We start from the raw sequence: 24,708 nt of genomic DNA on the forward strand, positions 1-24,708 counted from the left end.
CCACCAGGCCCTCGGCGTCAGCGCCACCGAGCCCCGACCACCGGGCCCTCGGCGTCAGCGCCACAGACTCCCGACCACCAGGCCCTCGGCGTCAGCGCCACAGACTCCCGACCACGAGGCCCTCGGCGTCAGCGCCGCCGACCCCCGACCACCAGGCCCTCGGCATCAGCGCGCCGACCACGACGGCCCTGCCCGCGCGAACCGGCGACCCGCTCCCGGAACGCGCTGGCCCCGTGCGGGCGTGAACGTGGGCGTTCGGGTAGGGCAATAGGATGCAGCGCGTGGCATCCCGCGTCCTGCTCGTCACCTGGGAGTACCCGCCGATCGTCGAAGGCGGCCTCGCGCGGCACGCCCGCAAGCTCTCCGAGCAGCTCGTCCGCGACGGCGTGGAGGTCCACGTCCTCACCCGCGGGGACCAGCGCAGCCAGGTGCGCGAGGAGCGTCACGGCGTCACCGTGCACCGCGTCCCGGAACCCGGGTACCCGCAGGGGCTGAACGAGTTCGTCGCCTGGGTCCGGCAGCTGAACGACGACCTCCTGGTCGCCGGCCGCGCGCTCGCCGAGGAGCTCGACTTCGACGTGGTCCACAGCCACGACTGGCTCGTGGCGGTGGCGTCCAAGCGGCTGGCGGACGCGGTCGGCGCTCCGCTCGTCACGACCGTCCACGCGACCGAGTACGGCCGGCACCAGGGCTGGGTGCACGTCGCGCCGCAGTCGGACATCCACCGCACCGAGCGCTGGATGGTCCACGTGGCCGACCAGGTCATCGTCTGCTCGCACTACATGCGCGGCCACGTCGCCGACATCTTCGACCTCGACGAGGCCCGGATCGCCGTCATCCCCAACGGCATCGACCCCGGCGACCTGCAGCCGCGCGCCGGCCAGCCGGTGATCGACCGCGCGCGCTTCGCCGCCCCGCACGAGCGCCTGATCCTGCTCGTCGGCCGCCTGGTCTACGAGAAGGGCTTCCAGGTCGCCCTCGACGCCCTGCCGGACGTCATCGCGAAGGTCGGCAACGTGCGCTTCCTCGTGGCGGGCTCGGGGACCGCGGACTCCGAGCTCCGCGCTCAGGCGACCCGCCTGGGCCTCGACGAGCACGGCACGTTCCTCGGCTGGATCGGCGACGACACGCTGCACTCGCTCTACCGGATCGCCGACCTGACCGTGGTGCCGTCGCTGTACGAGCCGTTCGGGCTGGTGGCGCTCGAGGCGATGGCGTCGGACTGCCCGTGCATCGTCGCCGACACCGGCGGACTGCGTGAGGTCGTCCCGCCCGGCGAGCGTGTCGGCCTGCGCTTCAACGGCGGCGACGCCGAGCACCTCGGCGTGATGATGGAGCGGCTGCTGACCGACGAGCCGCTGCGCGATCGCCTCGTCGTCCAGGCCCGTGAGCACGTTCTCGGATTCGACTGGGCGGACGTCGCTGCGCGGACGCGGGCGATCTACGACGGCCTGCTGACCGGTCAGGTCGCGCGGGTGCGCTGACGGCTCCCGGGGCATACCCCGGGGATGGCCTACAAGCTGCTGATGAGCAAGAGCCCGGGCGACGGGCTACGGCGCTGCGCCGACTCGCAGCTGCAGGGGGCGCGGGACGGGCTCGTCGCGGTCCTCGAGAACGACGACGGCGTCGCGCGCGCTGAAGCGATCCACTCCGCGCGCAAGTCGGTGAAGAAGACACGCGCGCTCGTGCGGCTGGCGCGGCCCGCGATCGGCGAGAAGCGCTACCGCAAGGCGAACGCGTCCCTGCGCGAGGCCGGCGGGACGCTGTCCGGCGCCCGCGACGCCGACGTCATGCTGGACGTGATCGCGGACCTGCGCGAGTCGGGGGTCGGGCAGCTGCCGGCGGCGGCGTTCGACGCGCTTCAGGCAGCGGTGGCAGCGGATGGGGGAGGCGACGCGGCGACCGCGGCTGCCGGCGCCGGCGACGCGCTGCCCGTCGCCATCGAGCGGCTGGACGCGGCCGCGGCACGCGTCGGGGCCCTCGACCTGAGCGGCATGACGTGGAGCACCGTGCTCGACAGCCTGACCCTGAGCTACGCCCGCGGCCATGCGGAGCTGGCCGCCGTCGCCGCCGCCCCGACGGTCGAGGCACGCCACGACTGGCGCAAGCGCGCGAAGGACCGCTGGTACCAGGAGCGCCTGATCAGCGGCGCCTGGGAGCCGCTGCTGAGCGCCGAGGCCGATGAGCTGCACCTCCTCTCCGAATACCTCGGGGACGACCACGACCTCGCCGTCCTGCGCGCCGCGATCACGTCGGGCAGCGTCGAGGCGCCGATCGACACGGACGCCGTGCTGGACCTGATCGACGACCGCCGCGAGGAGCTGCTCCACGACGCACTCCTGCTGGGGCGCCGCCTCTACGCCGAGCGGCCGAAGGCGTTCCGGCGCCGGATGCGCGAGTACGTCCGCGTGTGGGACACCGCGCAGCAGGATGCGTTGGTGGAAGTCTGAGCGCATGGAGATCGAGCGCAAGTTCGTCGCCGACGGGGTGCCGGAGGCGATCGCTCAGGCCGCCGGGCGCGACCTGCGCCAGGGCTACGTCGCGGTCGACGAGCAGGCCGAGGCACGCGTGCGGGCCGACGGCGACAGCCACGTCCTGACGATCAAGGGCGGGCACGGCCTGACGCGGACCGAGGTCGAGCTGGAGCTCGACGCCGGCCGCTTCGACGCCCTGTGGGCGCTCACCGAGGACCGCCGCGTGACGAAGACCCGCCACCGGGTGGACCTTGCCGACGGGCTGGTCGCCGAGGTCGACGTCTACTCCGGGGCGCTCGCGGGACTGGTCACTGCCGAGGTCGAGTTCCCGGACGAGGCTGCCTCCGCGGCGTTCGACCCACCGGCGTGGCTGGGCCGCGAGGTCACGGGTGACAAGCGGTACGCGAACCAGCGGCTGGCCGTCGACGGGCGGCCCGCGTGAGCGAACGACCGCACGTTTCATCACCGAGGACGCGGGCATCGAAAATGTATGACCACGTATCCCGTGAAGGTGACCCCGCTGCGTCCCCGGTTCGATCCTGACCGTCATCCGCCCCGGTCGCCCCTGCGACCAGGCCGGGACCGCGACGGTGAGGAGCGTGAAACCGGGTCGGACCGCCGGACGGAGATCCAGCGCCGTCCCGAGCAGCGCAAGCGACGCGGCTAGCGCCGCCGGCTGAACTCCGGCGGTCGCGCAGGAACGTCCGCTGCGGCTGAGGCGCGAGGCGGCGGACCGCCCGCCGCGCTTCATTAGAGTCCGGCGCCATGGCGCTGGTGATCGTGCGGGTCCTGGTCGGTGGCATGCTCGCGTGGGCGATCGCGGGCAAGCTGCGTGCGCCCGCGGCCAGCCGGGCGGCGCTGGCCAATCTCGGCCTGCGCACGGCTCGCGCCCGCAGCGCGGCGTGGACGCTGTCGATCGCGGTGGAGGCCGTCCTGGTGGCGGTGGTCGTCGCCGGCCCGCGGCCCACGCTGCTGCTCCCCGCCGCAGTGCTCGCCGTCTTCGGGGTCGTGCTCGCTCGGGCGATCCGCCGGGGCGCCGCGGGCCAGGCCTGCGGCTGCTTCGGTGCCCGGTCGACGATCTCCTGGCTCGCCGTCGCGCGCAACGGCGCGCTGGCCGCGCTCCTGGCGACGGCGGCGCTCGTCCCGGGCGGCCGCCCCGACGCCGACGTCGTCCAGTGGATCGTGATCGCGATCCTGGTGCTGCTGGTCGCCGCGCTGGCAATCGCACTGCTCGCCCTCGCCCGCGAGGTCGGCGCGCTGCGGATCGCGGTCGGCTCCACCGGCGTCGCGCTCGAGCTCGAGCACGAGGGCCCGCCGGTCGGCTCCCGCCACGACGTCACCGATTGGGTGCAGGACGGCCACGCCGGGCTGGCCGTCGCCGTCTTCGTCTCTGCCGGCTGTGCGATGTGCCAGGGCCTCGGCCCCGCCGTCGCCTACCTCGCGCAGGACCCGTGGCTGCAGGTGGCCACCTTCGACGAGGAGGAGCACCAGCCGCAGTGGCTCGCGTTCGCCGTCCCGGGAAGTCCGTACGCCGTCGTGCTGGAGGCCGACGGCACCGTCGTCGCCAAGGGCACGTTCAACGGGCTGCCGCAGCTCGAGGGCCTGGTCGCGAGCGGCGCCCGCCGCCGCAGCGAGGTGCTCGTCGATGCGTGACCCGAAGCGCAGCAGCGGCCTGGAGCGTCTCGCTGAGGACACATCGCGGCGCGGGTTCCTGGCCCGGGTGAGCGGTGTGCTGATGAGCGCCGCCGGCGCGCAGGCAGCCGTGGGCGTGGTCACCGCGGACGCGGCCGCCACCTATACGAACTTCTGCGGCCACACCTACACCACCGGCAACTGCCCGCACCCGACCGGCCTGCCGCGGATCGACCGGCAGGGGATGCCGCTGCGGGCGAAGGACGGCCACCGGGTGGACGACCTCGGCCGGCCGGTCGACACCAAGGGCCGGCCGCTGACCCCAGCGGGCCGCCTGCTGCGCGATGCCGACGGCGAGCCGCTGGCCCCTGCGCCGCGGACGCAGGTCTGCGCGGCGGTGGCGCAGCGTTACGGCATCAGGACCTACAACGACGGCGCCTGGTACCGCTGCTGCGGCGGACAGGTCCGCAAGCTCGTCGACTGCTGCTCGCCGCACCCGAAGCGCATCAACGGCGACGCCGGGCTCGGGGGCTACTGCTACAAGGGCCGCAAGGTCTTCTGCGTGCAGTACCGCGACACGAACGTGCCGTGCTGATCAGCGGCGTCTGCCTGGTCCTCACCGCGGCGCTCGCGGGCCTGACCGGGACCTGGTCGCCGTGCGGCCTGTCCAGCGTCGACACCCTCGGCACCAGCCTGGGCCGTGAGTCCCGGCGGGGCCGGACCGTCGCCGCCGTGCTCGCCTTCACCGTCGCGGCGGTCGCCGGCGGCGCGCTGACGTTCGGCGCGGCGGCCGCGGTGGGCGGGGCGGCCGGCCTGGGGGACGTCACGTGGGCAGCGCTGCTGGCTGCCGCCATCGCGCTCGGCGCCGGCATCGGCGACCTGCGCTTCCTGCCGATCGTGCCGCAGATCCGCCGGCAGGTCCCTGAGGCGGTCCGGTGGCAGCTGCCCCTGCCCGTCACCGCGGCGTTCTACGGCGGGCTGCTCGGGCTCGGCTTCACCACGTACCTCTTCACCTACGCGATGTGGGCGCTGCTGGCGGCCGCCCTGCTGCTGGGCAGCCCGCTGCTCGGCGTCGTCCTCGGCGCCACCTTCGGCCTCGGCCGCGCGCTGCCGGTCGTCGTCCTGGCCTGCCGCTTCACCGCGCCGACCACGCAGCAGTTCATCGAGGACATGGAGCGCGGCCCGGCGCTGATCGGCCTGCGCCGCATCGACGGCGCGGCGCTGCTGCTGTGCGCGCTGGTGGTGGCGCCGGTCGCGATCGCGGGGGCGGCGACCCGCACCTCCGTCCGGTCCGGGGCCGCCGACCCGAGCGTCGCGCCCGGCCTGCTCGCCTACCAGGATCCGGCCGGCGGGGCCGTGCTTGCGCGCGCCGGCCTACCGCCGGTGACCCTGCCCGGGACGGATCCGGCGGTCGCCGAGGGCGGGACCGTCGCCTGGCGCAGCGGCGACACCGTCACGGTCGCCGACGGGGCGACGCTCACCCCGGCCGCGACGTTCGCCATCCCCGGCGTCCGCGAGCTGGCCCTGACACCCGACCGCCTCGTCTACCGGCGGACCGAGGCGGACGGGCGGCAGGTCGTCGGGGCGCAGGACCTGAGCGGCGGCGCCGCGCCCAGCGTCCTGTTCCGCAGCCGGGACGCGATCGGGCGCCCGTCGGTCGCGGGGACGACCGTCGCCTTCGCGGTCGCCGGCCGCCGCGGCAGCCGCATCGTCGCGGTGGACCTGCTCACCCGCCAGGCGCGGACGGTCCGCCGCGCGGGGCTCGGGACGCAGATCAGCCAGGCCGCCGTGCACGGTCGCCGGCTGGCCTACGTGAGCACGAACCGCTGCGGGCAGGAGCTGCGGTTCGGGACGACCGCCCGGCCGGCCGCCCAGGACCGCGCGCTCCTGCGGCTGCGCCCGGTGGGCAGCCGGGACAGCGGCTTCCAGCGCGGCTATCCCGACGCCTACAACGCGGCCAGCAAGTGCCCGCACCGCCCGACCAGCCGGCGGGCGGGGGTCCTGTCGACCGTGGCCCTGAGCGGCACGCGCGCCTACGTGACCCGACTGCCCCCGACGGGCACGGGCGCGCCGGCGCTGCTGCAAGTCCACTTCACCGGCTGACCGGGGGCCGCCCCGCCCGGCCCGGCCCCCAGCACGCGGAGACCATTTTTCATCAACCTGTCCGATGCTGGACGGCTTTCGGCGCCTTCGGGGCAGTCGACCGGCTAGCGTCGACGAGGTGGACGACCATCGCTACGACGAGGACGAGGGGCTGACGACGCGCCACCCGTCCGAGCACGCCGCCGGCCTGCCCGCCGTCGTCTCCGCGCTACGGCACGGCGTCCGCGAGATGGGCGTCCGCCGCACGGTCAAGACGCTGCGCATGATCAACCAGGACACGGGCTTCGACTGCATGGGCTGCGCGTGGCCCGACCCGGCCAAGCGTCACCACGCGGAGTTCTGCGAGAACGGCGCGAAGGCCGTCGCGGAGGAGGCGACGCTGCTGCGCGCCGGCCCTGACCTCTTCGCCCAGTACAGCGTGGCCGAGCTCGCCGCGCAGTCGGACTTCTGGCTCGGCAAGCGCGGCCGCCTGACGCATCCGCTCTACCTCGCCCCGGGCGCCACGCACTACGCGCCGATCTCCTGGGACGGCGCGTTCGACCTCATCGCCGGCGAGCTGCAGGCCCTCGACAGCCCCGATGAGGCCGCCTTCTACACGAGTGGCCGCACCTCCAACGAGGCGGCGTTCGTCTACCAGGCGTTCGTCCGCGCGCTCGGGACCAACAACCTGCCGGACTGCTCGAACATGTGCCACGAGTCCAGTGGCGTCGCGCTGGAGCAGTCGATCGGGATCGGCAAGGGCAGCGTCTCGCTCGAGGACATCGAGGCTGCCGACCTGCTGATCGTGGTCGGCCAGAACCCGGGGACGAACCACCCCCGGATGCTCTCCTCGCTGGAGGCCGCGAAGGGCCGGGGCGCCAAGGTCGTCGCCGTCAACCCCCTGCGCGAGGCGGGGCTGACGCGGTTCGACAACCCGCAGAAGGTGCGCGGGATGGTGGGGGCGGGGACGAAGCTCGCCGACCTGCACCTGCCGATCCGCGTCAACGGGGACCTCGCGCTGTTCTCGGCGGTGAACGCGCGGCTGCTCGAGCGGGACGCCGTGGACCACGAGTTCCTCAGCGCCAGCTGCGACGGGCTGACCGCCGTCCGCGCGGCCCACGCGGACCTCGACGAGGCCGCGGTCCTGGCCGCGACCGGGCTCAGCCGTGCGGCGATCGACGAGCTCACCGAGCTCGTCGTCGCCTCCGAGCGCACCGTCATCTGCTGGGCGATGGGCCTCACGCAGCACCGCAACTCGGTGGCCACCATCCGCGAGGTCGTCAACCTGCTGCTGTTGCGCGGCATGATCGGCAAGCCGGGGGCGGGGCTGTGCCCGGTCCGCGGGCATTCCAACGTCCAGGGCGACCGCTCGATGGGCATCTACGAGAAGCCGCCCGCGGCGTTCCTGGACCGGATGCAGGCGGCGCTCGGCTACGACCTGCCGCGCGAGCACGGGGTCGACGTCGTCGGGGCGATCCGCGCGATGCGCGACGGCAAGGTCAAGGTCTTCCTCGGGATGGGCGGCAACTTCCTCTCCGCCGCGCCCGACACGGCCGCGACCGCGGCCGCCCTGGGCTCCTGCCGGCTGACGGTCCACGTCGCCACCAAGCCGAACCGCTCGCACGTGACCCCGGGCCGGGCCGCGCTGCTGCTGCCCACGCTCGGGCGGACCGAGCGCGACGTGCAGGCCGGCGGCGAGCAGGTGGTCACCGTCGAGGACTCGATGAGCGCGGTGCACGCCTCGCGCGGCGCCCTGCCGCCGGCCTCGGACGAGCTGCTGAGCGAGGTCGCGATCGTCTGCCGCCTCGCGGACCGGGTCGTCGGCGACCGCGGCAACGTGCGCTGGCTGGAGCTCGCGGCCGACTACGACCGCATCCGCGACCTGATCGCCGAGGCGATCGCCGGGTTCGAGGACTTCAACGCGCGTCGCGACGCCGGCTTCGTCCTGCCGCACCCGCCGCGCGACTCGCGCAGCTTCGCCACCCCGAACGGCCGCGCGCAGCTGACGGTCAACCCGCTCGAGGTGCTGCACGTCCCGGCGGGCCGGCTCGTCCTGCAGACGCTGCGCTCGCACGACCAGTACAACACGACCATCTACGGGCTGAACGACCGTTACCGCGGCGTGAAGGCCGGGCGCCGCGTCGTGCTCGTCAACGCCGCGGACCTCGCCGCCCAGGGCCTACGGGACGGCGACACCGTCGACCTCGTCGGCGAACCCGACCCCGACGGGACCGTCCGCCGCGCCGAGCACTTCCGCGCGATCGCCTACGACACGCCGCTCGGGTGCGCGGCCGCGTACTACCCGGAGACGAACACGCTCGTCCCCCTCGACAGCGTCGCCCTCGAGTCGGGCACGCCGACGTCGAAGTCGGTCATCGTCCGGTTGGAGCCGGCGAGCTGACCCCGGCCCGTCGCAGGCACCACCGTGCCCGCCGGCTGGCCGGCGCGGCGCTGCTCGCCCTCGTCGTCGCCGCGGCGACGTTCACCGGCGGGATGCTCGCCGTCTGGTCCTACTCGGCCGATCGCGAGCTTTCCGCCGGGACGATCTCGCTGTCGGTCAGCCCGTTCCACGAGGGGGCGCTCGACGTCTACGTGCCGCTGGTGGACTGGGGCGTGCGGTTCGGCGGCGTGTCCGCGCCGGCCCGGCTCAAGGTCGAGCTGAAGTCCGTCGACCGCGAGGTCGCTGCCGACGTCGCCAGCGGCGGGCTGGACGCCACGCGGCAGGTCCGCGGGGAGGCCCGGGACGCGGTGGCGTCCTACCTGCTCGTGCTCGCGCTGCTGACCGCGGCGGGCGCGCTCGGCGCCGGCCTGCTCGTCCTCGCCGCGCTGCGGCCGGCCCGCCGCCGGGCGCGGGTGCTCGGCGCGGGGGTGGTGGTCGGCGCCATCGGCTGGGTCGCGGTGATCGGCCTGCTCCTGGCCCCGCGTGGCGAGCTGCCGGACCAGCGCTACTACGCGCGCGGCACCGACATCCCCGTGGCGCTGCGGGCGCTCGAGTCCGCCGCCCGGTCGCCGGACGTGCTCAGCGAAGAGCTCGATGCGCAGCTGCTCGGCCTGGCCCGGCTCGTCACCGCCCCGGGCGGCCGCGTCGCGCTGAGCGGGCTGCCGCGGCTGACGGTCGCCTCCGACCTGCACAACAACGTCCTGGCGATCCCGGCGCTGCGGCGGGCGGCGGCAGGCGGCCCGGTGATCTTCGCCGGCGACCTGTCCGACAGCGGGACGCCGCTCGAGACCCGCGTCACCCGGTCGGTCGTCCGCACCGGCCGCCCGTTCGTGATGCTCGGCGGCAACCACGACTCGGACGCGTCGCTGCGGGCGCTGGCCCGGGCCGGCGCCGTGGTCCTGGGCCGGGAGGGCCGGCTGCGCGCGGACGGGCGCCGCGGCCCGGTCGTCAATCGCGTCGGCGGCCTGCGCGTCGCCGGGTACGAGAGCCCCAACCTGCGGCGGGCGGCAAGTGGCTACGACGATCGCGGAGCTGCTGTCACCGCTGGTCAGCAGGCGGCGTTCAAGGCCTGGCTCGATCCGCTGGTCGGCCGGATCGACGTGGTGGTCGTCCACGAGCCGGCCCTCGCCGCGCCGGCGCTCGCCGGCCTGCGCGCCGACCCACCGGCGGCGCCGCTGCTCGTGATCGAGGGGCACACCCACCGGCAGGCGATCGACTCCCGCTCGTCGATCACCCTCGTCAACGGCGGGACGGTCGGCGGCGGCGGGACCGGCAACCTCGCCGACGACCTGCCGATCGGCCTCGCCGTCGTCACCTACGACACACGCCCGTTCGCCCCGCTCGCGGCCGACCTGGTCACCGTCGCGCCGGGCGACGGCGGTGGCTCGGCGCGTCGGGTCCGCCTCGACGAGGGCTCCGCGCGCACGGGCGATCCCGACGCGCAGTCGCCGGAGGAGGACCCCGCCCGGGCCGACCCGGTCCGCGACGCCGGGGGCCGGATCCTGTCCGCGCCGCCGAACCGCCGCACCGACTGACCCGCGCCGCGCCGCGTCCCTGCCGGTGCCGGGGCGGGTGCCGGCGGTGCGCATAGCCTTCGCCGGACGTGAAGTTCTTCTTAAGTCCGGTCGGTGCATGGCAACGACGGGGCCCGTCATGCGTTCAAGCCCATATGCCGTCCCCCTTCAGGCCCGCCGTCCTCACGCTCACCGGCAGCGCCGCGCTGGCCATCGGCGGTGCTGCGGCACTGCCCCAGGCCGCGGCGGCCGCCGCCACACCGCGCGTGGTCGGCGGGTCCGCGGCTCCAACGCCCTCGTGGCTCGCGCAGGTCTGGGTCTCCGACGGGCTCGGGGGCAGCTCCATCTGCGGTGGCCAGCTCGTCAGCAGCCGGTGGATCCTGACGGCCGCGCACTGCGTCCGGGCGGAGCTCGGCGGTGGCCAGGTAGCGCCGTCGGCCGTCCGCGTGCGGATCGGCGAGCCCGTGCTGAGCGAGCCGAACAGCGGAAGCCCCGGCACCGGCATCGACCAGGTCCGCATCAACCCGGCGAACTCCAGCGGGTCCACGAACGGCGACGCCGCGCTGCTGCACCTGGCCGCGCCCGCGACCCAGACCCCGGTCGCGGTCGGCGGGGCGGGCAGCGCCCCGGTGGGCGTCCCTGCCGTCACCCTCGGCTGGGGCGTCACCCAGACGGGCCGCGTCAGCGCGACACTCCAGCAGGTCGGGCAGACCGTCGTCGACGCCGGCCGCTGCGCGTTCTACGGCGGCGACTTCCTCGCCGACAGCATGATCTGCGCCGGCGGCGTGCCGGGGCAGGACTCCTGCAACGGCGACTCCGGCGGCCCGCTCGCCGTCGACGCCACCGGCCCCGCCGCCACCGTGATCGGGACGGTCGACTTCGGCTCGGATGCCTGCGGGGACGGGTCGCCCGCGGTCTACCAGCGCCTGACCGAGGGCGCCACCGCCGCGTGGCTGCGCAGCGTGCTGGTCCGGCCCGCGATCAGCGCCGGGACGACCACCCCCGTGGCCGGGACGTCGCTGCCGCTCACGGCCGCCACCGGCTGGGGCGACGCCACGTTCAACTGGGACCTCGACAACGACGGCGCGTTCGACGACGCCACCGGCGCGGCGGTCAGGACGGTCGTCCCGCGCGCGGCGCAGACCGTGTCCGTCCGCGCCTCCAGCGTGGCGGAGGGCGACAGCGCCGTCGAGCGGCTCGCCATCACCCCGGTCGACCCGGCGCTCGCGATCACGGCACCGGACGCCGCCACCGAGGGCCGGGTCGTCGCCCTCACCGCCACCAGCCGTGCCGCTGCCGGCACGCTCACCGCCAAGGGCAGCGGGGGGACAGGCACGAAGTCGGCGTCCGTCGCGGCCGGCGGCACGGCGACGCTGCGCTTTCGCGTCGCCCAGAACTCGACGTGGCAGGCGCCGCGGACCGTCGTCTTCACGCTCACCACGACCGGCGGGCTGCAGCCGTCCGCGCGGCAGGTCCGCGTCCGCGTCGCCGACGACGACACGCCGCGGCTGACCGCGGTCAAGACGTGGGCCACGCGCGCCGGGGGCATCGTTACAGCCCGAGTCCCCGGCCGTGGGAGGCTCCGCGCGTACGCGGTGCGCAACGGGCGGACGCTGACCTCGCGCACGGTGACGGTCAAGAAGGTCGGCGCGGTGACGGTGCGCCTGGCGCTGTCGCCGGGGCAGCGCCGGCAGCGCCCGCAGATCCGGCTGACGTGGACGTCGTCCGAGGTCCCGGGGACCACTGCGACCGCGTCACGCCGCCTGCCGTGAGCGTCGCGCGGCCACGCGCCAACTGACCCGCCGCGGCCGGAGGGGCGTCCGGCGGCGAGTTCGGCGTGGCCCGCGCCGAGTACGGTGTCGACGATGGGGGCCGATGCGCTACTCCGGCAGGCGTTCGCCGCTTTTAACGAGCGGGACGCCGAGGCGTTCGTGGCCACCATGCACCCCGACATCGTCTTCGTCCCGCTGCTGACGGCGACCCGTGCGGAGCCCTACCGCGGGCGCGAGGGCATGCGGACGTACCTGGAGGACGCCTACCGCTGGGCGGCGGGCGAGGTCGTGGTCAACCAGGTGCAGGACCTGGGCGACGTCGCCGTCCTGCACGCCCGGATCGACGTGGCGAACGACACGGGCCGGGTGAGCCTCGACGCGGTCTACGTCGCCCGGCTGCGGGACGGCCTGATCGCCGACCTGGCGACGCTGGCCGACCTCAGCCCCGCCCGCCACAGCCTGGGGATCGACCCATCCCGGAGCATCGCGGACCTCGTGCTCGACCTCGAGGCGGTGCCGGCGAACGTCCGCGTCGCGCGCCGGGCGGCCGGTGCGTTCGCGGCGACCGTCGGCTACCCGGACGTGCCCGCCGTCGAGCTGGCGATCACCGAGGCGGTGACGAATGTCGTCCTCCACGCCTACATCGAGGAGCCCGCGGCCGGCACGCTGCGGCTGATGGGGCGGCTGGACGACGGCGACGTGGTCTTCACCATCGAGGACGACGGGCGGGGCCTGCTGCCGCGCCCGGACTCGCCGGGGCTCGGCATGGGGCTCGCCCTCATGCAGACGCAGGCGGCGGAGATCGCGTTCGTCGGCCCGCCACAGCGTGCCCGCGGGTGCGAGGTGCGCCTGCGGTTCAGCCGCGCCGCCTGAGGCGCCCGCCCCCCGCCGTCCGCGCCCGCCACCCGCGCTGGCCGGCCGTCGACTCGAGGGATACCCCACTTCAGCCCGATGGGTGGTGGATGCGGCGGTCGGCCCCCGGTAACGTCGCGCACCATGGGGGACATGATCGGAAGAGTCGGCCGACGCGGGGCTGCGGCCCTGCTTCCGGCGCTCATCGCCGGCCTCGCGTCGCCGCTGGGCACCGCGGGCGCCGCGGTCCCCACCTACAAGGACCCGCCGACGATCGTCGCGCCGACCCGCGCCCCCCAGCAGCAGCCACCGCCGACCCCGCCGGCCGTCCCGCTGTCGACGGGCGGCGTCTTCCCGGACACGCTCATCGACGAGGCCGGGACCGCCCACATCATCTGGACCGAGGGCCGCGGCGCGGACGCCGACGCCACGGTCTACTGCCGCCTGAAGCGCGGCACGTCCAGTTGCGACGGCGCCCCCGTCCAGCTGCTCTGGAACAAGGAGTACGGCCCCGGCGACGGGCCCGAGCTGAACATCGACGACCTCGGCCCGAAGATCATCCGCATCGGGGACCAGCTCGTGGTCCTCAGCCACCGCTACCCCACCGGGAGCACGAAGCCGGACGGGACGACCAGCAGCGACACCGTCGTCGCCTGGGTCAGCAGCGACGGCGGGCAGACCTGGAGCGACCCGTCGATCGTCGGCCGCTACCAGCTCGGCGAGCTCGGGCTGATCGGGACGGGGGACGGCGTCAGCATCCTGAACTTCGGGAACGACCCGCTGTGCCCAGGCACCTGCGTCGAGGACCTGCGGTCGGGCGAGTACAGCGGCGCCGGCGGCAACCTCGAGACCGGCCCGGGGCAGGGCTACCACGCGACGATGGCCGTGACGAAGGGCATCCCGACGGTCGCGTTCGCCGACCTCCAGAACCAGATCTTCCTGCGCCGCTGGAACGGCGCCGGCTCGGCGGCGGACCCGGCGAACTGGTCGGTCTCGGCTGCCGTCCCGGGTGACGAGCCGTCGCTCGCGGGCGGTCCGGCGGGCGTCTACATGCTGAGCAAGGCGCCGTCCGCCCCGGCCGGGCAACGCCCACCGCTCGTGATCCGGCCGGTGGTGGACGCGGCCGGCGGCCTGGCGGCCGGCGCGGCGACGACGGTGAGCACCTCGGACGACGTGAAGTACGGACGCCTCGCCCAGGATGACCAGGGGCGGCTGCTCGCCAGCTGGCAGCAGAAGGAGGGGGCGAAGCCGGGCGTGCGGCTGCGCGTCTCCGACACGACCGCGCCGCCGGCGTCGGGCGCGCGCGCCGCGCTGCGCCAGAAGCAGCCGGCGGCCCTGCCGGTCGGCAGTGACGTCGTCCCCGCGGGCATCTTCGGGCCCGCCCAGACGCTGCTCGCGGGCCGCGACGCGGGTCAGATCGCGCTCGCCGCAGCGCGGGACGGCGGGGGCTTCGCCGTGATGAACCGCACCGGCGGGGTCAACCAGGTGGGGGAGATCGTCGCGACGGGCTTCGGGACGAGCGTCCCGACGGGCCTGCCCGGCATCGCGGACATCCCGGGCGGCGGGACGCCTACCGGCAAGTCGTGCGAGACGATCGACTTCGGCAGCTTCGACATCAAGGGCCTGACGTGCCTCTACCACGGCACAGGGGCGGACGCGAAGAAGGTCAGCACGCGCGGCGAGGTCGACCTCTTCGGCCTCAAGTTCATCCCGGACGTCGGCTCGACGCTGATCATCGACCCCACGAAGCTGCGGATCGACGTCGTCGGCCAGGTCAAGGTCCTGGTCCGCGCGCCCGTCATCGGCGACGTCGTACTGTGGCACGGGAAGCTCAACGTCGACCTGTCAGCCGCGCGCCCGGGGTCCGTCCTGTTCGACTTCCCGATCGGGGAGTACGCGGCGAACATCCTCGGCTTCTCCCCGGCGGCGAACATCAAGGTGCGCCTCGAAAAGGACGGCGTCCACATCCCGATGTCGCTGAAGCTGCCGCCCGCGTTCTTCGGGGCGTCCGCGTCGACCGAGTTCGTCGCCGACCGCGCCACCGGCCTGCGCCTGACGTCGCTGCGCCTGAAGCTCGGGCCGGTGCCGCTCGGCGCGGCCACGCTCGAGAACTTCGACCTGTCCTACAACCCGGCGCAGGAGCTGTGGAAGGGCGACGGGGCCCTGTCCATCGCCGGCGCCGGCCGGATCGCCGCGAACACCGAGTTCAAGGCAGGCCAGTTCAACGGGGCGACCATCAAGTTCGACCCGGACCCGCCCATCCTCATCGGGCCGTTCGTCTACCTGCTGCGCGCCGGCGGCGGCTTCACGGTCGACCCGCTGCACATCGAGGTCGAGGGCTCGGTCGGCGGCGGCGCGGCGATCGCCGGCAAGTCGCCGGTCCGCGTCGACGGCAAGCTCACGGCCGACTTCCCGCGCGACGGGCCGGGGAAGTTCGCGATCAACGGCAGCGTGAAGCTGCTCGACTTCGAGATCGCGACCGGCCGCCTGCGATACCAGACCGACGGCTACGCGGACTTCCTGGTGGAGACCCGCCAGGACTTCGCGGTCCTGACCCTGAACGGCATGTTCGACGGCTTCGTCGACGGGACGACCGGGGACGCGGCCGCGAGCTTCAACGGGCAGGCGTGCATCAACTTCGGTGTCGGCTGCCTGGTCGGGGCGGGCCTGTCCGGGGCCGTCTCCTCCAAGGGCCTGGCGATCTGCGGCAACGCCTCGCTCGGCGACCTCGGGGACACGATCCCGAAGGGCCCGGACGGACAGCCGATCGTGCCGCCGAACGCCACGAAGGGCGGCGGGATCAGCATGGGCGTGCAGTTCACCCTCGAGGGACTGAAGGACGCGGTGTCGACGCTGGCGGCGACGCCGCCGATCGCCGTCCCGTTCGTGGGGGCCGGGATCGTCCTCGCCCACACGCACATCCCGTGTCACACCGGCGACTTCCGCGTCCCGCCGCCACGGCCCCGCCAGGTGGGCGCCGGCGTGGACCTGAACGTCAACGTCGCCGGGGGCCTGCCGAGCCAGACGATCCTCGTCACCGGCGAGGAGGGGCTACCGGCGGTCGACCTCGTCAGCGGCGGCACCACGCTCACCGGCGCCACGGCGGAGCAGCGCGGCGTGCAGACGCCCGCCGGCACGTCGATCGCGATCCCCAACGCGAACGCGGTCCTGTTCGTCCTGAGCGCTCCGAAGGCCGGGACCTGGACCGTCACGCCGCGCGCCGGGTCGCCGGCCGTGAAGAGCATCCAGCTGTCGGACGGGTACCGCGTGGCGCGGCCGACCGGCGTGGTCCGCAAGGCGGGACGGCTGCGGTCGCTGGCCTACAGGGTCGCCGACCTGGCCGCGGGTCAGCAGGTGCGGTTCGTCGAGACGGGGACGTTCGGCACCCGCATCCTGGGCTCGGCCACCCGTCCGGCGGGCACGCTGCGGCTGCCTGCCGGCGCGCTGCCCGGCGGCCCGCGGACGATCACCGCGGAGATCATGAAGGACGGCCTCACGACCGACCGCAAGGTCGTCGCACGCTACGTCGCGCCCCGGCCGCCCGGTCCGGCGGCGGTCAGCGGACTGGCGGTCATCCGCAAGGGCACGACGCTGACCGTGACCTGGCGCCGGGCGTCGCTGGGGGCCGCGCGCCAGCTGGTCAAGCTCACGGGGGCCAAGGGCACGCGGCTGCTGTCGCTGGTCGGCCCGACCACGCGGGTCGCGCGCTTCAGCGGGGTGCGCGCCGACGAGCGGGTGACCGTCGAGGTCGCCGGGGTGACGCGGACCAACGTCCGCGGCACCGTCCAGCGGAAGGTGTCCGCGGGGGCACGCATCAAGCGCTGACGCGCCCCGACCGCCGCCCGTGTGCGATCGGCCACACACGGGCGGCGGCCGGGTCGCCACGCTGGCGGGATGCCTGACGTCGATGTCGCCATCGCGCTGCCGTACGCGCCCGCGCCGGTGTTCGCCGCGCTGACCGACCCGGAGCGCCTGCCCCTGTGGCACCCGACCCACGAGTCGTGGCCCGCCGGCCCGCCGGAGGATCTCGCCGTCGGCCGCGAGTTCGTCCAGCGCACCCGGTTCATGGGGCGCAGCAACGACGTGGCGTGGACCGTGACGGCCCACGAGGCCCCCGCGATGCTCGCGCTCGAGGGGGACGCGGGCCTCGGCGTGAAGCTCGTCTCCACCTACCGGCTGCACCCCGTCGCGGACGGCACGTCGCTGCAGGTGCACGCGCGGGTGAGCGGTGCCCCGCGCGCGATGCAGGTGGCCATGCGCCGCAAGGCCCGCGGCCTGGCTGCCGACACGGGCGCCGGCCTGAGCGCGCTGCTCGCCGCCGACGAGCCCGGGGCACCGGCGCCCGGTCTGCGGCCTTCCGCTCGGCCGCGGCCGACGGTCGCCGGTGCGCGTCCGGGCTGGCAGCGCGCGCTCGGCCTCGCGTCGCAGCTGGTGGACGTCGCCATCGCGCCTGCCGTCCGCCGCGTCGGCCGGCCGCCCCGCCGGCTGGCCCACGACGTGTCGGCGGTCGCGAGCGCGGGTGCCCGGGGTGCCCGTCCGGCGCGGGTCTGGCGGACGGTCCGCCGCGCGGCCGCGGCCCTCCGCGCACACTGACGCCGGCCGCCGGCGCTGCCAAGCCGGGCGCGGCCTTAGTAGGGTCCGCGCGGCCATGGAGAAGCCGTTCATCACCGCCGTGACCTACACGGTCGAGGAAGCCCGCTTCACGCTCGCGGACGTGCCGCACGACCCCGGGGTCGTCGGCCGCATCATGGGCGTCCTGGCCGAGCACGAGGTCAACCTCGACATGATCGTGCAGAACCAGCCGACCTCGGCCGCCGAGCGCGCCCAGGTGTCGGTGTCCGTCCCGCGCTCGCAGCTCCCGGCCGCGCGCGCGGCAGTCGCCAAGCTCGAGACCGAGATGGGCCTGCAGGCCCGGGTGGACGAGGACATGGGCAAGGTCTCGATCGTGGGGGCGGGGTTGCGGTCCCATCCCGAGGTCGCCGCGAAGGTGTTCTCGACGCTCGGGACCGCCGGCATCAACATCGCGATGATCTCGACCTCGCCGATCGTGATCTCCTGCGTGATCCCGGTCGACCAGGTCGAGGCCGCCGTGAGCGCCCTGCGCCTGGCCTTCGAGCTCACCGACGGGGACTCGATCCGGCAGGAACGCCCCTTCGGCGACGACGTCTGAGCGGGGGCGCGGGGCTGGCGCTCTGCGCTGGAATGGGCTGTTGCGGTCGGTGGCGCTGACGCCGCGGGCTTGGTGGTCGGGGGGTCGGTGGCGCTGACGCCGAGGACCGGCGTGGTCGTGGCGGCTTTGGGCACTGCGGGCTGTTGACGGCGGGGGGCGCTGGAGGCTGCGGTGTCTCGGTGCGGGGCGTGGGGCAGGCGGCCGGCCTCGCGGGGCCGGTGGTGGATCGCACGGCTCCCAGCCCTACGGACCGCCATTCACCGCGATGCGGCGGGGAGTGGTGGATCGCACGACTCTCGGCCGGGTGGAATGCCATCGGCGGCGGCCCGCCACGCCCGGAGGATTCGGGGGGTCAGTCCCGCGGGAGCCTCCACGCAGCGCGCCCGGGCTGGACGCTCGGAGGATTCGGGGGGTCAGGCCCGCCGGACCCTCCGCGCGTCGATCGCCCGCCACCCCCGCACCACACCCCCACTTCACGCCGGAGCCACGATGCTCCATCGCGTCAGAGGAAGGTCCTGCCCTCACCGCGGTAGGTCGGGACCTCGTCGACGATGCGGTCGCCGGCCAGCAGGTACAGCCGGTCGAAGCGCTCGCACAGCTCTCCGGCCTTGCAGTGCCGGAAGTACACGCTGTCGCCGATGCGCAGCGCGTCCGCCGTCCGCCCGTGCAGCGGCGTCTGCACCTCGCCCGCGCCCTCCTGCGGGTCCAGCGCCAGGCCCGGCGGCAGATAGGGCCGCGGCGCGCGGTCCGCGGCGGCGACGCCGGACGCGAGGTAGCCGCCGCCGAGCGCAGTCACCACACCCGGCCCGGGCCGGCGGACCACGGGCAGCGCGAACATCGCCGCCGGCTCCAGCGCGAAAGCGGCGTAGTTGTCGAACAGGTGCGGGGCGTAGAAGCCCGAGCCGGCCGTCGCCTCGGTGATCGCGGACTCCGCCGCCACGCGCTCGAGGTCGCCCGTGCCGCCGGCGTTGACGAACTCGAGGTCGGCGACCGCACCGACCGCCGCGATCGCCGCTGCCCGCCGCGCCCGCAGCTCGCGATACGACGCCCCCTGCATCCGCGCGATGGCCCGGCTCTTCAGCGGACTGCCGGGGATCCGGTCCCCGACGCCCGCGATGTGCCCCTCGTAGGACATGAGCCCGACGAGCGTCACTCCGGGCCTGGCAGCGATCTCGCGGGCCAGGGCGACGGCCTGCTCCGGGGTCCGGACGGGCGTGCGCTTGGCGCCGATCCGCACGCGGCCGCCGCCGAGCCAGTAGGCCGCGTCGAAGTCCAGGCAGAGCCGCAGCGGCGCCTGAACAGGGCCGACCGCGGCTGCGATCAGGTCGAGGTGCTCGACGCAGTCGACCATCAGCACCGGCGCGCCCGCCGGGTCCGCTGCCGTCAGCCGCGCCAGGTCGCGCAGCGCGCCGCGGTCGGCCGAGGGGTAGGCGACGACGAGGTCCCGCAGCCCCTGCTCCGCGAGCCACAACGCCTCGGGCAGGGTGAAGGTCAGCTGCCCGCGGAAGCCCACATCCCGTTCGAGGATCAGCGCGGCGACCGCCCGGCAGCGCAGCGACTTCGACGCCAGCCGGATCGGCTTGCCCGCGCTGCGGGCGAGCATCCGGTCCGCGTTGACCCACAGCGCGTCGAGGTCGACGAACGCGAACGGCGCGTCGAGGTCGGCGAATGCAGCGCCATAGCGGGCCAGGCGGGCGGGCGGGGCCAGGGTCATGCCGCGCCGCCGCCGTCCACCGGGCCGAGAACCCGCCGCACGTAGTCGTTGGTGAACACCCCGTCCGGATCGAGGCGGCGGCGGACCGCCTGGAAGCGGGCCCACTCGGGGTACCGCTCGCGGAGCGTCGCCGCCGACTGGTAATGGCGCTTGCCCCAGTGCGGCCGGCCGCCGTACTCGTCCATGATCGCCTCGACCCCGCGGAAGCACGACTCGTACTCCATCCCGGTGTACTGGTGCACCGCGATGTAGCAGGAGTCCCGCGCGTGGGCGGTCGACAGGAACGCGTCGTCGGCGGCGGCGAAGCGCACCTCGAAGGGGAACAGGATCGGCAGCCCCCGGCGCTCGATCAGGTCGAGGCTGCGCTCGAGCGCCTCGCGGGCGTGGGGGCGCGGGATGGCGTACTCCATCTCCGTGAACCGCACGGCGCGCGTCGTCGCGTAGACCTTGTAAGCGTGGTCCTGCACCCGGTGCTCGGCGAACGTACGCGCCATCAGCCGATTCAGCCGCGGGACCTGGCTGCGGAACCGGCGCCCGCTGCGGCACACGAGCTCGAGGGCGGCGTTCTCGACCAGGTCCTCCTGCACCCGACGGCGCCACACGGGGGTCGGGACGGGGGTCTCGGTGCTGCGCCGGGTCGACCGGGCGGCGGCGGTGCGCGTGTACGGGAACAGGAAGAACTCGAAGTGGTCATCGCCGTCGACGTGCGCGTCGAGTGCGTCGAGCGTGGCGTCGAGCGGCAGCGGCCGGTCGTGGCGGTGCAGCGTGTAGAGCGGCACGGTCTGCAGCGTCACCGTCGACGCGATCCCGAGCGCGCCGACCGAGACGCGCGCCGCGAGCAGCGCCTCCGGGTCCGACCGCCCGTCGACGTCGACCACGTCGCCGGACGCCAGGACCAGGCGCATCCCGACGACCCGCGTGGACAGGTTGCCGAACGCCGCTCCGGTGCCGTGCGTCGCGGTCGCGAGGGCGCCGGCCAGCGCCTGGGCGTCGATGTCGCCCTGGTTCTCGAGCGCGAGCCCGTGCCGGGCGAGCTGCTCCCCGAGCACGCGCAGCCGCACGCCGGCCTCGACGGTGACCAGGCCGGTCGCCGGGTCGGCGTCCAGCATCCGCTGCATGCCGCTGGTGTCGACCAGGACGCCGTCGGTGCAGGCGATGTCGGTGAACGAGTGGCCGGCGCCCGCCGCCCGGACCGGCAGGCCGTCGGCGGCCGCCCGTGCGACCACCTCCGCGAGCTCGTCCTCGCTGCCCGGCCGCACGATCCGCGCCGGGGCGCAGCGCTGATCGCCCGCCCAGTTCTTCCACCGCTCCGTCATCTCCTGGCCAAGCTTGCCAGCCGCCGCCCGCCCGCGCGCCCTGTGAAGGTTCCGTAGACCCGCGGGCGCCGATGGCTCCTCCGCGGTACAAACGACGGGATGCCGCCGCTGGTCTTCCTCCACGGGCTGGCGACCACGCAGGTCATCTGGTCGTGGCTGCTGCCGTTGCTGCCCCCGGGCCGTGAGGTCATCGCGCTCGACGTCCCGGGGTTCGGGACCAGCCCGGCGGCCGGTCCGGGGTTCGTGCTGGCGGACGTCGCCGACCGCCTCGCCGCGCAGATCGCCCTGCGGACGGACGGTCCCGTGGACCTCGTCGGCCATTCCATGGGCGGTGCGGTGGCGGTCACGCTGGCCGACCGCCACCCGCACCGGGTCGCGGCGCTGGTGCTCGCGGCGCCCGCGGGCTTCCGCGCGCTGCCGACGCTGCTCTGCCGCGGGGCGGCGCCGGTCGCTGCCGCCGGCATCCGCGTGCGCCGGGCCGCCGCACCGCTCGCCCACCACGCGGCCGCCCGGCGCCTGCTGCTCACCGGTGGCGTGGCCGATCCGGCGCGGATCAGCGCAGCCCAGGCACGGACCATGTTCGCCGCCTCGCGCGACGCCACCCGGACGGCCGCGGCGTTCGCGACGGTCGCCGGAGCGGACCTGCGCCCCGCACTCGGCCGCCTCGCCGCACCGCCGGGGCTGATCTGGGGCGCGGCCGACCGGGTCGTCCCGCCCACCGTGGCCGCGGCGATCGCGGCCGCGCGCCCCGGCGTCCGGCTGCAGACGATCCCCGCCACGGGACACATCGCGATGGTCGAGCGCCCCGACCGGTTCGCGCAGGCGCTCGCGGAGCTGCTGCCGTGCCCGTCGTGACGCTGGCCGGCGGCCGGCGCCTGTCCTACGCCCAGGCAGGCCCGGACGACGGGCGGCCCGTGCTCGTCCTGCACGGCGCCATCGGGTCGCCCCTGCGGCCGAGCCCCGAGCTTGCCGCCGCGATCCAGGCGCTCGGGCTGCGCTATCTGATGGTCAGCCGCCCGGGGTTCGGCGGGTCGGACCCGTCGCCCGGGCGATCGCTCGTCGGCTTCGCGCACGACCTGGCGGGGCTGGCGGAGGTGCTCGGCCTGGCGCGCGTCGCGGTCGTCGGGGTGTCCGCGGGCGGCCCCTACGCGATCGCCTGCGCGCACGCGATCCCGGACCGCGTGGCGGCGGTCGCCACCGTCAGCTCGCCCTCGCCCGCGTTCCGGCCGTGGGCGGCGCCCGGGACCGCGCCGGGCGCGCGGGTGGCGCTCGCCACGATCGCGGCCGCGCCGGGGGTCACGACGGCGGTCGGCAACGTGGCGGCCGGGCTGGTCCGCCGCCACCCGCGACTGCTGCTGCGAGCGATGACGCTGGGGGCGGACGCCGGTGACCGCGAGCTGCTCGACGACCCGCCGCGGGCGGTCGCCGCGGTCGATGGCTTCCTGGCCGCGACCGCCACGGGGGTGGGCGGCCTGATGGACGACTACGTGCTCTCGACCCGACCGTGGGGATTCGCGCTCGCGGACGTCCGCGCTGAGGTCCAGCTCTGGCACGGCACCGGTGATCGCCTCGTCCCGCCGGTGCACGCGGTGCACCTTGCCGCCGGCCTGCCGCGACACCGGCTGACGCTCGCGCCGGCGGACGGCCACTTCTTCTTCCGCCGGCGGCTGCTCGACATCCTCAGCCCGCTCGCGGCGGCGCTCGCCGGCCCGGGCCCAGGGCGGGACGCGACCGACCCCTGACCCTCGGACACCCCGTGGGGGTATTGCTAGCCTGGCCGGATGGCAGCGGCCGAGACCCCGGGGTACAGCGCGTCGAAGGACCAGCTCGGCAAGCGCCTGCGCCGGGTCGAGGGGCAGGTCCGCGGGATCCAGAAGATGGTCGAGGACGACCGCTACTGCATCGATGTCCTCACACAGATCAGTGCCGTGCAGGCCGCCCTGGACAAGGTGGCGCTGGGACTCATGGACGAACACGCCCGGCACTGCGTCCTGCACGCGCCCGAGGGCAAGCAGGAGGACCGCACCGACGAGTTGATGGCCGCGGTGGCACGACTGATGCGCCGCGGGTAGGGGCAAGCGGTCGAGTCCGTTTGCGCCAGGACCGCCCGGCGGGCTAGGTTCGGCTTCACGGTGCGCGATCCGGTCGATCTCACGGGGGGCGATCACGCCGCGGCGCTGCCGGGCGAGTTCACCGTGCTGGTGGCGGTCGTCGACGACACGGTCGCGATCTCCCTGCACGGGGAGCTCGACATCGCGACGGCGCCGCAGGCCCGCGAGGCCTTCGATGCTGCTCTCAGCGGGCCTGCGCCGGCGATCTTCGTCGATCTCGGTGCGCTCGCCTTCGTCGACTCCAGCGGCCTGCGGGAGCTGATCCGCCTGCACCAGCTCGCGCAGGCGCGGGCCAAGGTGGTCGCGATCTCGCCGGGTGGGCCGGCGACGCAACGGGCGTTCGAACTGTCGGGGCTCGACGACATCTTGCCGTTCGTCGACGCTGGACTGTAAGCAGTCTTACGCCAACTCCGGTCGGTTGACTGATCCAGGTGGGGGCCGGGCACGCAACCGTCTCACATGACACACATTGATCTCGATCAAATCGACACGTCAGGTGACCTCCGCCAGATGGCGGACGACGCCGGCGCTTACGACCCCGACGGCAGCACCCGTCGGAACCTGCTGCGCAACGCCAGCATCACCGGCGTCGGCATCTTCGGTGCCAGCGCGCTGCTGTCGCCGCTCGACGCGTTCGCTGCTGCGTCCAAGTCGCAGAAGGGTCAGTTCTCGACCCTCGCCAGCAAGAGCATCCGTCGCGGCAAGGTCAACGCCAACGACGTGAAGATCGGCAACTACGCCCTCACGCTCGAGTACCTCGAGGCCGCGTTCTACGCGATCGCCGACTCCAAGAAGTACGCGGATCCGGACATCGCGCAGGCCGCCAAGGTGCTGGCCGAGCACGAGCAGGCGCACGTCGACGCCCTCAAGAAGGTCCTCGGCTCCGCCGCGGTCAAGACGCCGAAGTTCAACATGGCGAACGTCGAGGCGCTGCTCGTCGACCAGGAGACGTTCATCAAGACGGCCGCGGCCATCGAGCCGGTCGGCACCGCCGCCTACGCCGGTGCGGGCCCGTACGTCCAGAACCTCGCGATCGTCAAGGCCGCGCTCTCGATCCACTCGGTCGAGGCGGAGCACGCCGCGTACACGGCGTCGATCCTGAAGTTCAAGGGCATCGAGCCGAACCGCAACCCGGTCCCGAACGCGTTCAACAAGGCGCGCTCGTTCCAGAGCGTCATCAAGGAAGTCAGCGGTCTGAAGCTGAACGACGGCCCGCTGCAGCCGTAGTCCGAAGTCCGGAGCTCCGCTGATGCTCCTGCGTTCACGGGCCGCCATCTGGCGGCCCGTGGTCGTTCTCCGGGCCGTCGCCACCGTCACGGTCGGCGCTGCCCTGGTCAGCACGACCCACGCCGGCGCGGCGTCGACCCCGACGGCCGCCGCCAAGGTCACGCTCAAGAACATCGCGTTCAAGCGCGCGGTGGTGACGATCAAGGTCGGACAGCGCGTGACATGGACCTGGCAGGACGGCCAGTTCGTGAGCCACAACATCCACTCGGTCGGCAAGCCCCGGTTCGCCGGTGCGCCCGCCAAGACCAAGGGGACCCACACCGTCCGGTTCACCAAGAAGGGGAACTACCGCTACACCTGCACGCTGCACCCCGGGATGGACGGCCGCGTCGTCGTCAAGTAGG

General features: G+C 74.6%; 21 protein-coding genes. 19 read left to right on the top strand and 2 right to left on the bottom strand.

Going from position 1 to position 24,708, the window contains the following annotated elements; translation table 11 throughout:
* Window positions 1-281 precede the first annotated feature (281 nt).
* The 13 genes from DSM112329_RS09210 to DSM112329_RS09270 all read left to right on the top strand — a co-directional run bounded on the left by DSM112329_RS09210 (window position 282) and on the right by DSM112329_RS09270 (window position 17,936).
* A complete protein-coding gene (locus tag DSM112329_RS09210; protein ID WP_354701521.1) occupies window positions 282-1,484 on the top strand; it encodes a glycosyltransferase family 4 protein in 1,203 nt (400 codons plus the stop codon).
* 42 nt (window positions 1,485-1,526) lie between these two features.
* Window positions 1,527-2,450: a CHAD domain-containing protein gene (locus tag DSM112329_RS09215; RefSeq protein ID WP_354701522.1), complete on the top strand. Its 924-nt coding sequence runs from the start codon at window positions 1,527-1,529 to the stop codon at window positions 2,448-2,450.
* A gap of 4 nt (window positions 2,451-2,454) precedes the next feature.
* A complete protein-coding gene (locus DSM112329_RS09220; protein ID WP_354701523.1) occupies window positions 2,455-2,916 on the top strand; it encodes a CYTH domain-containing protein in 462 nt (153 codons plus the stop codon).
* Between the two features lie 323 nt (window positions 2,917-3,239).
* Window positions 3,240-4,127, top strand: coding sequence for a MauE/DoxX family redox-associated membrane protein (locus DSM112329_RS09225; protein WP_354701524.1), 888 nt, complete (start codon window positions 3,240-3,242; stop codon window positions 4,125-4,127).
* The gene (locus tag DSM112329_RS09230; protein ID WP_354701525.1) at window positions 4,120-4,701 is read left to right on the top strand and encodes a hypothetical protein; all 582 of its coding nucleotides are present in this window, start codon (window positions 4,120-4,122) and stop codon (window positions 4,699-4,701) included. Before DSM112329_RS09225 ends, DSM112329_RS09230 begins: the two co-directional genes overlap by 8 nt.
* Entirely contained in the window at window positions 4,695-6,209 is a 1,515-nt protein-coding gene (locus DSM112329_RS09235) for a hypothetical protein (RefSeq protein ID WP_354701526.1), read from the top strand. Before DSM112329_RS09230 ends, DSM112329_RS09235 begins: the two co-directional genes overlap by 7 nt.
* 64 nt (window positions 6,210-6,273) lie before the next feature.
* Window positions 6,274-8,589: an FdhF/YdeP family oxidoreductase gene (locus tag DSM112329_RS09240; RefSeq protein ID WP_354701527.1), complete on the top strand. Its 2,316-nt coding sequence runs from the start codon at window positions 6,274-6,276 to the stop codon at window positions 8,587-8,589.
* Between the two features lie 92 nt (window positions 8,590-8,681).
* On the top strand, window positions 8,682-10,163 hold the full coding sequence (locus tag DSM112329_RS09245) for a metallophosphoesterase (RefSeq protein ID WP_354701528.1): 1,482 nt from the start codon (window positions 8,682-8,684) through the stop codon (window positions 10,161-10,163).
* Between the two features lie 134 nt (window positions 10,164-10,297).
* A complete protein-coding gene (locus tag DSM112329_RS09250) occupies window positions 10,298-11,914 on the top strand; it encodes a serine protease (RefSeq protein WP_354701529.1) in 1,617 nt (538 codons plus the stop codon).
* Between the two features lie 93 nt (window positions 11,915-12,007).
* Window positions 12,008-12,787 (top strand): ATP-binding protein, encoded by a 780-nt coding sequence (locus DSM112329_RS09255; protein WP_354701530.1) that lies wholly within the window; start codon window positions 12,008-12,010, stop codon window positions 12,785-12,787.
* Between the two features lie 132 nt (window positions 12,788-12,919).
* Window positions 12,920-16,591: a hypothetical protein gene (locus DSM112329_RS09260; protein ID WP_354701531.1), complete on the top strand. Its 3,672-nt coding sequence runs from the start codon at window positions 12,920-12,922 to the stop codon at window positions 16,589-16,591.
* A 69-nt stretch (window positions 16,592-16,660) separates the two neighbouring features.
* Complete coding sequence (locus DSM112329_RS09265) at window positions 16,661-17,359, top strand: SRPBCC family protein (protein ID WP_354701532.1); 699 nt, start codon at window positions 16,661-16,663, stop codon at window positions 17,357-17,359.
* 55 nt (window positions 17,360-17,414) lie between these two features.
* Window positions 17,415-17,936 carry an ACT domain-containing protein gene (locus tag DSM112329_RS09270; protein ID WP_354701533.1) on the top strand — a complete coding sequence of 174 codons (522 nt, stop codon included), beginning with the start codon at window positions 17,415-17,417 and terminating at the stop codon, window positions 17,934-17,936.
* 502 nt (window positions 17,937-18,438) lie between these two features.
* On the opposite strand, the gene DSM112329_RS09275 is transcribed toward DSM112329_RS09270, so the two are convergent.
* Together DSM112329_RS09275 and DSM112329_RS09280 are read right to left on the bottom strand one after the other, a co-directional pair.
* Window positions 18,439-19,650 carry an amino acid deaminase/aldolase gene (locus tag DSM112329_RS09275; protein WP_354701534.1) on the bottom strand — a complete coding sequence of 404 codons (1,212 nt, stop codon included), beginning with the start codon at window positions 19,648-19,650 and terminating at the stop codon, window positions 18,439-18,441.
* On the bottom strand, window positions 19,647-20,966 hold the full coding sequence (locus tag DSM112329_RS09280; RefSeq protein ID WP_354701535.1) for a D-arabinono-1,4-lactone oxidase: 1,320 nt from the start codon (window positions 20,964-20,966) through the stop codon (window positions 19,647-19,649). The genes DSM112329_RS09275 and DSM112329_RS09280 overlap by 4 nt, the downstream gene beginning before the upstream one ends.
* A gap of 99 nt (window positions 20,967-21,065) precedes the next feature.
* On the opposite strand from DSM112329_RS09280, the gene DSM112329_RS09285 reads away from it, so the two are divergent.
* The 6 genes from DSM112329_RS09285 (at window position 21,066) to DSM112329_RS09310 (ending at window position 24,707) form a co-directional block, all read left to right on the top strand.
* On the top strand, window positions 21,066-21,821 hold the full coding sequence (locus DSM112329_RS09285) for an alpha/beta hydrolase (RefSeq protein WP_354701536.1): 756 nt from the start codon (window positions 21,066-21,068) through the stop codon (window positions 21,819-21,821).
* Complete coding sequence (locus DSM112329_RS09290) at window positions 21,809-22,708, top strand: alpha/beta fold hydrolase (RefSeq protein WP_354701537.1); 900 nt, start codon at window positions 21,809-21,811, stop codon at window positions 22,706-22,708. Before DSM112329_RS09285 ends, DSM112329_RS09290 begins: the two co-directional genes overlap by 13 nt.
* A gap of 39 nt (window positions 22,709-22,747) precedes the next feature.
* Complete coding sequence (locus DSM112329_RS09295; protein ID WP_354701538.1) at window positions 22,748-23,038, top strand: metal-sensitive transcriptional regulator; 291 nt, start codon at window positions 22,748-22,750, stop codon at window positions 23,036-23,038.
* A 60-nt stretch (window positions 23,039-23,098) separates the two neighbouring features.
* On the top strand, window positions 23,099-23,470 hold the full coding sequence (locus tag DSM112329_RS09300) for an STAS domain-containing protein (RefSeq protein WP_354701539.1): 372 nt from the start codon (window positions 23,099-23,101) through the stop codon (window positions 23,468-23,470).
* A gap of 66 nt (window positions 23,471-23,536) precedes the next feature.
* Entirely contained in the window at window positions 23,537-24,304 is a 768-nt protein-coding gene (locus DSM112329_RS09305) for a ferritin-like domain-containing protein (RefSeq protein ID WP_354701540.1), read from the top strand.
* Between the two features lie 22 nt (window positions 24,305-24,326).
* A complete protein-coding gene (locus DSM112329_RS09310) occupies window positions 24,327-24,707 on the top strand; it encodes a plastocyanin/azurin family copper-binding protein (RefSeq protein ID WP_354701541.1) in 381 nt (126 codons plus the stop codon).
* Window position 24,708: the final 1 nt, after the last annotated feature.

Origin of the sequence: Paraconexibacter sp. AEG42_29, from assembly GCF_040581415.1 — a bacterium.
Classification (GTDB): Bacteria; Actinomycetota; Thermoleophilia; order Solirubrobacterales; family Solirubrobacteraceae; genus Paraconexibacter.